Origin of the sequence: Streptomyces sp. NPDC087440, from assembly GCF_044744005.1 — a bacterium.
Lineage (GTDB): Bacteria > Actinomycetota > Actinomycetes > Streptomycetales > Streptomycetaceae > Streptomyces.
Window position 1 is genome coordinate 174,704 of record NZ_JBIUXN010000003.1, and the last position, 9,496, is coordinate 184,199.

At 73.4% G+C, this 9,496-nt stretch carries 7 protein-coding genes; 3 read left to right on the forward strand and 4 right to left on the reverse strand.

All coding sequences use genetic code 11. The features are described 5' to 3' along the window. Window positions 1-171: 171 nt before the first annotated feature. The 3 genes from ACIO3O_RS09050 to ACIO3O_RS09060 all read left to right on the forward strand — a co-directional run bounded on the left by ACIO3O_RS09050 (window position 172) and on the right by ACIO3O_RS09060 (window position 3,365). Complete coding sequence (locus ACIO3O_RS09050) at window positions 172-1,005, forward strand: hypothetical protein (protein ID WP_401743816.1); 834 nt, start codon at window positions 172-174, stop codon at window positions 1,003-1,005. Between the two features lie 175 nt (window positions 1,006-1,180). Then, on the forward strand, window positions 1,181-2,056 hold the full coding sequence (locus tag ACIO3O_RS09055) for a (2Fe-2S)-binding protein (protein ID WP_401744460.1): 876 nt from the start codon (window positions 1,181-1,183) through the stop codon (window positions 2,054-2,056). A 244-nt stretch (window positions 2,057-2,300) separates the two neighbouring features. Further along, window positions 2,301-3,365 (forward strand): DUF2637 domain-containing protein, encoded by a 1,065-nt coding sequence (locus ACIO3O_RS09060; RefSeq protein ID WP_401743818.1) that lies wholly within the window; start codon window positions 2,301-2,303, stop codon window positions 3,363-3,365. Between the two features lie 116 nt (window positions 3,366-3,481). Here the strand turns inward: ACIO3O_RS09060 and ACIO3O_RS09065 are convergent, their stop codons facing one another. The 4 genes from ACIO3O_RS09065 to ACIO3O_RS09080 form a co-directional block, all read right to left on the reverse strand. Next, on the reverse strand, window positions 3,482-3,976 hold the full coding sequence (locus ACIO3O_RS09065) for an ATP-binding protein (protein WP_401743821.1): 495 nt from the start codon (window positions 3,974-3,976) through the stop codon (window positions 3,482-3,484). Window positions 3,977-4,247: 271 nt separating this feature from the next. Continuing rightward, complete coding sequence (locus tag ACIO3O_RS09070; RefSeq protein ID WP_401743823.1) at window positions 4,248-4,949, reverse strand: hypothetical protein; 702 nt, start codon at window positions 4,947-4,949, stop codon at window positions 4,248-4,250. A 140-nt stretch (window positions 4,950-5,089) separates the two neighbouring features. After that, a complete protein-coding gene (locus tag ACIO3O_RS09075) occupies window positions 5,090-6,832 on the reverse strand; it encodes a pyruvate dehydrogenase (protein ID WP_401744462.1) in 1,743 nt (580 codons plus the stop codon). A gap of 161 nt (window positions 6,833-6,993) precedes the next feature. After that, window positions 6,994-8,391, reverse strand: coding sequence for a protein phosphatase 2C domain-containing protein (locus ACIO3O_RS09080; RefSeq protein ID WP_401743825.1), 1,398 nt, complete (start codon window positions 8,389-8,391; stop codon window positions 6,994-6,996). Window positions 8,392-9,496 lie beyond the last annotated feature (1,105 nt).

The window sequence follows — 9,496 nt, forward strand, 5'->3', positions numbered from 1 at the left end:
CACGGGCCGTTCATGACCAACTCCGGGCAGACCTTTGTGAAAACAATCACCCGGCCCCTTGGCCCCACGTGTCATTTCATGCTGTGATGCGCGCACGGCCGTACGTCGAACACAAACAGGCGTGGAAACGGTCGGACTTCACAGCTCAATGGCGCGCTCGGGGAGGGCAATGTGGCGGACACCGCCATGTCGGGTTCCACTTCCGAAACTGAGAAAGCGAGGGGGGAGGGGTCCGACCCGGGAGGGGCGGGGGGCCCGGGGTTCCCGGGCGGTCCGCTCCAGACGGCGGTGTGGCGGCTGCGTTCGCGCGGCTGCTGGGCCGACGCCGCGGCCCTGCTGGAGTCCCGCCCGGGGGCGGGTCCGGCGCTCCAGCGGGCGGCGCTGCTCGTGGAGCGCTGTCTGTTCACCGAGAACGGCTGGCCCGAGGCCGAGGAGGCGCTGCGCGGCGCGGAGGCCCTCGCCAAGGACGACGACGAACGCGGCAGCGCGGCCTGCGAGCGCGGTCATCTGGCGTACGCCTCCACGGTGCTCGGGGTACGCGACCGCGCCGACGAGGCCCGTTCCGCACTCGGCAGGGCCGCCGCCCTGCTGCACCCCAACTCCCCCAACCGGCCGCTGCTGGACTTCCGCCGGGGCCTGATCGCCGAGCACCTCTCGGAGTCGCCGCAGTCGGCGAAGGCGGCCTACCGCAGGGCGCACGCGGGCGCGACGACTCACCGCAAGACGCTGCTGCTCTCCTTCACCTGGCGTCATCTCGCCGGACTCGCCCTGCGCGAGGGCGAGTTGGCGGAGGCGCGGCACGGGTTCGCGGAGTCGCTGCGGATACGGGAGGAGCTGGGTTACCTGGTCGGCACGGCCCCGGCGCTGGCCGCGCTCGCGGACGCCGAGCCGGAGCCGGAGGCCAGTCGGCTGCGGGCCGAGGCGTCCCGCCTCTTCCACCTGCTGGACGGCGTCCCCACCTGGCTCGCCGCGCAGCTTCCGCCGCCGCCCCCGGCCGCCGCCTAGGCCGTACCGGAGGGCGGACAGGAGTGCGTACGAGCCCGGCCGGGCACCCCCGGCCGGGCTCGTACTTATGTCCATACCGCCTGGATGGAGCAACCCCCCAGTTCACAGCGGGCCAGAATCAGCTAAGGTAAGGCTTACCTGCACTAGCCCCGTGAGCGATTCGGTGGTCCCCTGCATGACCGTCCCCGCCCTGATGCCGTCAGGCACCGTGCGCCCTGCCGCCGCGTCCGCCGTGGCGGACTCCTACGCGCGCCTCACCGAGGTCTTCCCCTCCCTGGTGATCAAGGAGCTGCGCGGCGACGAAAGCCATCAGCGCGGCGGCGGCTGGGTCGGCGCGGACGAGCTGGCGGCCGGCGGCGCGGACCTGGACGCGTTCATGGCCTGGGACAACGCACAGGTGCTGCGCGACTACGGGCAGCAGGCCCGCCCCGACGTGATCGCCAGCTTCGCCCTGCACCGGTACGCCTGGCCCGCCTGCCTGCTGGTCACCGTGCCGTGGTTCCTGCACCGCAGGGTGCCCCGGGTGCCGGTGGCGGACGTGGCCTTCCAGCGGGTGCTGGGACGGCTGACCGTACGGGTGACGGAGTTCGCGTGCCTGCCGGGCGACCCGGCGGCGGCGCTGCCCGGCGCCCGGGTGGTACCGGACGAGGAGGCGCTGCGCGCCGAGGCCAGGGACGCGCTGGCCGAGCACCTGGAGCCGGTGCTCGCGGGCTTCGGGCCCCGGATGCGGCGGCGCGGGCACGCCCTGTGGGGCATGGCGACCGACGAGATCGTCGAGGGCCTCTGGTACGTGGCGCACCTGCTGGGCGAGGAGCAGCGCGCGATGGCCGAGCTGGAGCTGCTGCTGCCCGGCGCGACGGCCCCGTACCGCGCCTCCGCGGGCTTCCGCGAGCTGACCGGTCCGGGCGGGGAGAAGCTGCCCACCCGGGACCGCGCCACCTGCTGCCTCTTCTACACCCTGCGCCCCAAGGACACCTGCACCACCTGCCCCCGGACCTGCGACGCGGACCGGATCAAGAAGCTGTCCGAAGAGGCCGTAACCTCCGCCTGATCGCCACGCCGCCCGTGCGGGTGACGATATTCGAACCCAACTCGCTCCGTGGGAGCGGAAGTTCGAGTTATTGCCACCTATCCGCGTAGTGCGGAGTCCCGATGGCGTTCTCTTGTCCCGAAACCCCTTGTGCGTCTCGCGGCGTGGGCCAATATGTCGCCGAAACGCAATCAGGCGCGATGCGTGGTCCGCGATCCGTAACTCACGGGCGCGTCGCCGCCGCGCTGACGCAAAGGGACTCCGCATGAGAATGACCGACATATCGCTGGACTGGCTGCTTCCTGGCGTCGTGATGATCGCGGGTGTTCTGGTGGCGATCGCCGTGGTCGCGCGCGGCAAGCGCGCGGGCGAGAAGGCCGCCAGCAGCGAGGACTCGTGGGAACGCAGCGAGGAGCGGCGCAGAAGGAAGGAGGCCTTCTACGGAAGTGCTTCCTACGTCCTGCTGTTCTGCTGCGCCGCCGTCGCCGCCGCACTGTCCTTCCACGGTCTCGTCGGCTTCGGGCAGCAGAACCTGAACCTGTCCGGCGGCTGGGAGTACCTGGTGCCGTTCGGGCTCGACGGGGCGGCGATGTTCTGCTCCGTGCTCGCGGTGCGGGAGGCCAGCCACGGTGACGCGGCGCTCGGCTCGCGCCTGCTGGTGTGGACCTTCGCCGGGGCCGCCGCCTGGTTCAACTGGGTGCACGCTCCCCGGGGGTTGGGGCATGCGGGCGCACCGCACTTCTTCGCCGGCATGTCGCTCTCGGCGGCGGTCCTCTTCGACCGGGCGCTCAAGCAGACCCGCCGGGCGGCGCTGCGCGAACAGGGGCTCGTACCGCGCCCCCTGCCGCAGATCCGGATCGTGCGGTGGCTGCGGGCCCCCCGGGAGACCTTCGGGGCCTGGTCGCTGATGCTGCTGGAGAACGTGCGCACGCTCGACGAGGCGGTGGACGAGGTCCGCGAGGACAAGCGGCAGAAGGAGCAGAACCGTCTCCGCAGGAGGGAGCACGAGAAGCTGGAGCGGGCCCAGTTGAAGGCCATCAACCGCCAGCACCGCGCCTGGGGGCGCAGCCGGGGCGGCCGTCAGGTCGACGTACAACTGTCGTCCGCAGGGTCGGGCTCCGCGCCGCACGCCGTCGCGGAGCCCGCCATAGCAGAAGCGGGACAGTTGCCGCTTCGCAACCGGCCCTCCCTCCAGGCCGTGAAAGGCGCTGGGAGCAAGGGATTTGAGACCCGGACGGTGGACCTGACCGCCGAGGACGACACGCAGGCCCTGCCCCGGCTGGACTCGCTGGAGCAGAAGCTCAAGGACCTTGAGCAGCAGTTCGGGTGACGGGGCGTCATGTCACCTGCCGGGTACGGGGGTTGGGCCGGTGCACACCGGCTCGACCCCCGTACGCGTGTCAGCTCGAACCCCGTACGCGTGTCAGCTCGGCCCCCGCTCGCGTGTCAGCCGGCGGCCGGGCCCCCGTCCAGTTCGAACCAGACCACCTTGCCCGGCCCGTGTCCCTGCATCCGGACGCCCCAGGCGTCCGCGAGGGCCTGGACCAGGAGCAGCCCGCGGCCGTGCGTGTTCTCGTCGCAGGTCGCCAACTGCGGCTCCGGCATGCGGGACAGATGGTCGTGGACTTCGACGCGGAGCGTGGAGGCGGCCAGGGTGGCCGTCAGTTCCGCGTCGCTCTCGGTGTGTATCAGCGCGTTGGTGACCAGCTCACTGGTGAGCAGTTCGGCGACGTCCGCGCAGCCCGGGCGTCCCCAGGTGCGCAGCAGTTCGCGCAGTGCGTGCCGGGCGTCGGCCACGGCGGTGAGGTCCGCCCGGCCCAGTCGGCACCGCATCTGGGGCGACGCGCGTCCGCCCTCGGTCGTCTCGCCCGCCCGCGCTTCCCCCGACGCGGTGCGGCCCTGCGCCACCGGTCCGGTACGGCCCGGCTGTTGCCTTGTCATAACCCCCACCCACACCCCGGTCAACCCCTCCTGGTCGAACACCCTCACGCAATGAATGCCCCCGCTCACGGGCCGCACTCATGCCGGGCCGGGTACAGGGGGGCTCGGAGCGCCCCGATTCGCCCCAACGCCCTAGGCGCGGCTGCCGTTCTGGACGTACGCCATGCGCGGGAAACGCGGGGACGCCCCGGTGCCCCGTCCTCCCAGCAAGCGAGGACGGGGCACCGGGGCGTTCGTGTCCCGCGCGGGGCGGGTGGCGGAGCGGGGTGCGTCAGAGGATGCCGAGACCCAGGTCGACGTCCACGTCGGCGTTGAGGCCGAGGGCGACCAGGATGCGGGCGTCGACGTCGGCCTGGATGTAGGCGTCCACGAGGACGTCGGCGTCGACGTCGGCGAAGACGTGCACGCCCAGGACCGTGTCGACCCAGACGAGGGCCGCGGCGTCCAGGGTCAGCCCGCTGTCCAGGACGAGGGAGGCGTCCGAGTCGACGCTGACGTTGCTGACGTCCATGGTGCCGATCCGCACCCCGGCCCTGGTGCCGACGGTGGCGGTGACGACACCGGTGGCGAGGTCGACCTTGACGCCCGAGACGACGACGCTCTTGGCGCCCGCGGTCAGCTTGACGCCGCCCTTGAGTACGACGGTGCCGCCGACGATCTGCTCGTTGCGGGTGATGACCCTGCTGCCCGCGTCGATGACCAGGGAGACACCGGCGTCCGCCTGCACGGCTCCGTCGACGGCGGCCACGACCACACCGTGCGCGTCGAGGTCGACCGCGGCGGCGAGGTCCAGGTTGAGCAGACCGCCCTTGATCGGGACGTCGTCGGAGGGGGCGACCGCGGTGGCGGCCGTCGGCGCGGCGGCCGGGGTGGCGGCGAACGCGGCCGGGGCGGCGATGCCGGTGAGGACGACCGCGGCGACGGCTGCGGCGGAGACGCGGCCGTATCGACGGGAGGAAGACATGCGCGTCACGGACCCTTCCTGAGGGGGTGAGGAACGATGGTCACTTGATACGAACCTGTTCCGCACCCCGCCCCGAAGACCCCCCGTCGGCGCCGCTTTCCATCCGTATGGCCCCGGGCGTGCGGGCCGTCGCCGTTCCCTCGTACGACTTAGGGGCGCGGGACATTCCGCAGGTTGGAGCGCGCCATCTGGACCATCCGGCCCACTCCGCCGTCCAGTACGACCTTTCCGGCGGACAGCGCGAAGCCCTTCACCTGGGCGGCCTTGATGTGCGGCGGGATCGACAGGGCGTTCGGGTCGGTGACGACCTCGACCAGGGCCGGGCCCTTGTGCCGGAAGGCGTCCTTGAGCGCGCCCGCCAGCTCCTTGGGCTTCTCCACCCGGACGCCGTAGGCACCGCAGGCCCGCGCGACCGCCGAGAAGTCCGGGTTGCGGTTCTCCGTACCGTACGAAGGCAGTCCGTCGACCAGCATCTCCAGCTCGACCATGCCGAGGGAGGAGTTGTTGAAGAGCACCACCTTCACCGGCAGGTCGTGCTGGACCAGGGTGAGGAAGTCGCCCATCAGCATCGAGAAGCCGCCGTCGCCGGACATGGAGACGACCTGGCGGTTGCGGTCGGTGAACTGGGCGCCGATGGCCTGCGGGAGGGCGTTGGCCATCGAGCCGTGCGAGAAGGAGCCGATGACGCGGCGGCGGCCGTTGGGGGTGAGGTAGCGGGCCGCCCAGACGTTGCACATGCCGGTGTCGACGGTGAACACGGCGTCCTCGTCGGCGAGTTCGTCCAGGACGGAGGCCACGTACTCGGGGTGGATCGGGACGTGCTTGTCGACCTTGCGGGTGTACGCCTTGATCACGCCCTCCAGCGCGTCGGCGTGCTTCTTGAGCATCTTGTCGAGGAACTTGCGGCTCGACTTGGCGCGCACCCTCGGGGTCAGGCAGCGCAGCGTCTCGCGGACGTCGCCGCACACGCCGAGCTCCAGCTTGCAGCGGCGGCCGAGGTTCTCGGGGCGGACGTCCACCTGGACGATCTTCACGTTCTTGGGGAGGAAGTCGTTGTACGGGAAGTCCGTGCCGAGCAGGATCAGCAGGTCGCACTCGTGCATGGCCTCGTAGGCGGCGCCGTAGCCGAGCAGGCCGCTCATGCCCACGTCGTACGGGTTGTCGTACTGGATGAACTCCTTGCCGCGCAGCGCGTGCCCGACCGGGGACTTGATCCGCTCGGCGAACTCCATCACCTCGGCGTGCGCGCCCGCCGTGCCGGAGCCGCAGAACAGGGTGATCTTCTCGGCGCCGTCGATCAGGTCGGTGAGCTTGGCGAGGTCGCCCTCGCCGGGGCGGATCACCGGGCGGGAGGTGACGAGCGACTGCTCCAGGGCCTCCTCGGCGACGGTCTCGCCCGCGACGTCGCCGGGCAGGGAGACCACGCCGACGCCGCCCCGGCCGACGGCGTGCTGGATCGCGGACTGGAGGACCCGGGGCATCTGCTTCGGGGAGGAGATCAGCTCGTTGTAGTGGCTGCACTCGTCGAAGAGCTTGTCGGGGTGGGTGGCCTGGAAGTAGTTGAGGCCGATCTCGGCGGAGGGGATGTGCGAGGCCAGCGCCAGGACGGGGGCCATCGAGCGGTGGGCGTCGAAGAGGCCGTTGATGAGGTGCAGGTTGCCGGGGCCGCAGGAGCCCGCGCAGGCGGCCAGCTTGCCGGTGATCTGGGCCTCGGCACCGGCCGCGAAGGCGGCGGTCTCCTCGTGCCGGACGTGCACCCACTCGATGGCGTCGTTGCGGCGGATGGCGTCCACGACCGGGTTGAGGCTGTCGCCGACGACCCCGTACAGGCGTTCCACTCCTGCCTGCACGAGGATGTCGACGAACTGCTCGGCCACCTTCTGCTTCGCCATGACGGGGGTGCACCTTCCGGTAGGGCTCTTCTCGGACACGCTGCGGATCGCGCTGCCGATCGCGCTGTCGACGACGTTTGCGATCACGCTGTCGACGGCGTTTGCGATCACGCTTTCGATCTCGCTCGGCACGCCTGTCCATGAACCCACGGAATATGCGGTTATGCCTCCCAGACCGCTGCCGAGGTGCGGTCGTCCGCGTAGCCCTTGACCCGCAGCTGAACGTCCGCCAGGTAGGTGGCCAGGCCCGGCGGCCGGCCCTCGCCCCAGCGTTCCGCGAGCTCCTTGGCGAGGGCCGCCTCGCCGCGCAGGGGTTCGGCCAGGCCCGCGCTGCAGAGCAGCAGGACGTCGTCGGTGCGGGCCACGGACGCCCGGAAGCGGAAGCGGGAGCTGGGCGGTGCGGTGTCGACGTAGGGGGACGGCGGGGTGGTGATGCCGAGGTCCATGGTCAGCCGGTCGCCGTCCGGGCCCTCCTCGGGCTCGCCGTCCGCACTCGGTACGGAGCCGAAGCCGACCACCGCCTCGCCGCTGAGGGCCTCGGGGGCGGGCTCCGGCGGTTCGATGTCCTGCCACACCCCGTCCCGCAGCCGGAACAGGCCGCCGTCGCCGACCCCGAAGTAGATCCGGGTCCGGCACAGCGGGTCGGCGGAGAGCAGCAGGCAGCGCAGGTCGGCGGTGAACTCCCCCGGCTCCACGCCCAGCTCGGCGGCCCGGGCGCGCAGCTTGCCGTAGGCGCGGTCGGTGAGCCGGTGCAGCCCGGACTTGAGGTCGCCGCGCCGGCCGGCCCTGATGTCCTCGGCCAGCCGGGCGTGGCTGCGGCCGACCGCCCCGCCGATCCACCGGCAGGCCTCGGCGGCGGCCAGATGCGCCCCCTCCGCCGCACGCGCCCCACTGGCCACGGCGACCAGCACCAGCCCGCCGTCCCCACTGCCGAACCGGGCGGTGAGCAGGGCGTCGCGCCGGGGCTCGCCCCGGAACCGTGCCGAATCGCCGCGCACGGAGGCGGCCCGCAGGGTGTACGAGCCGTACCGGGCCCCGTCCAGCACGGTGTCCGCGACGAGCCCTCCGAGGTCCTGCGGGTCGGCGGCGGCGAGGGCGGTGGGCTCGGCGTCATAGGTGGGCGGCCCGTCGCCCAGGTGGGTGACGGAGGGGCGGGGCGCGGAGGTCTCCCACGAGACGGTGGGGGCGGGGGTGTCGGGACGGGTGTCGGTGCGCGGGGCGGGTGTCTTGTGGGGCGTGCCGTCGACGGGTGAGGGCGGGGGCCCGAAGACGCCGGGGTCGGCGGGGGCGCGGTGGGGCTGCGGGGGGACGGACGGCTCCGGCGGGGCGTCCTGCCGGGGCGGGAAGGACGTCGGCAGGGGCGGTACGTTGCGGAGCCTCCCCTCAGTACGGCGGGTCTCGGTGCGCCGGGGGTCGGCGGCGGGGGTGTCCTCGCGGGGGGACTCGGGCGCGGGCGGCTCGGGGCGGGGCCCGTAGGCGTCCGACGAGGGTTCGTCCCAGAGGCGCCGGGTGCGGCGGAGGTCGTGCCGGGGCCCGGGGGTCCCGGGCGGGCCGGGCAAGGGGGGCGGTGGCCCCCAGGTGGCCGTCTCCGAACCGGACCAGGGGCTCCCGGCGTCCCGTCGGGGGGACTCGGGGCCGGTTTCGGGGGTGGGCGTGGTTTCGGTCCCGGGGGTGCGGGTGGTTCCGGTCCCGGGGCCGGGAGGAGGCCCGGCTTGGCGGGCGGGAGCGGTTCCGGTCCCGGGGGCGGCCTCGGGTGCAGGAGCGATTCCGGGGGCGGTCCCGGGGGTGACCTCGGGCGCAGGAGCGATTCCGGGGGCGGCCCCGGGGGTGACCTCGGGCGCAGGAGCGATTCCGGGGGCGGTCCCGGGGGCGACTTCGGGCGCAGGAGCGACTTCGGGGGCGGCTTCGGGCGCAGGAGCGGTTCCGGGGGAGGTCCCGGCTCCAGGGGCCGCACCGGAAAGGGGGCCCGGGGTGGTCCCGGGGCCGTTCTCCGGGGCGGAGGCAGTGGCGTCCTCGTCGGAAGCGACCATGGGCTCGTCGGCCGCTCCGGGCTCGGAGCCTGCCCCGCGCTCGAACGCCGGGCCGCTCTCCGGCTCCCCCGCGGGCCCCGCTGCCGAGGTGCGCCGCGCGCCTTCCGCAGCCCCGGCTCCGGGCCCTGGGCCCCGGTCGCCGGAATCGGTCACCGGGCCCGGGCCACGGTCGGTGGCACCGGCCGAGGGGTCCCGGCCGGGGGCCTCCCGGCCGGCGGAGCCCGTCTCCCGGGCCGGGGTCCACGCGTCGGTCAGGCCGGTACGGTCCGTCGTCGGGTCCGGGGTCCAGGCCCGGGTCAGGCTTGTCGGGTCGGGGGCCGCCTCAGGGGCCGGGGTCCGGCCGGTGGGGGCGGCCGGGGGTGTCGGGTCCGCATCCGGAGGGTCGGCTCGCCTGCCCTTGCGGGGTGTCGGGAGCCAGGCGTCCCAGCCCCGTTCGGCGGGGCGGGGGGACCTCGGGTCCTGCCAGTCGTCCGGGCGGGCGACGGGCGGAACGTCCGGCGAGGCGTCCCGGCGGGCAACCGGCGGAACGTCCGGCGAAGCGTCCCGGCGGGCAACCGGCGGAACGTCCGGCGAAGCGTCCCGGCGGGCAACCGGCGGAACGTCCGGCGAAGCGTCCCGGCGGGCAACCGGCGGG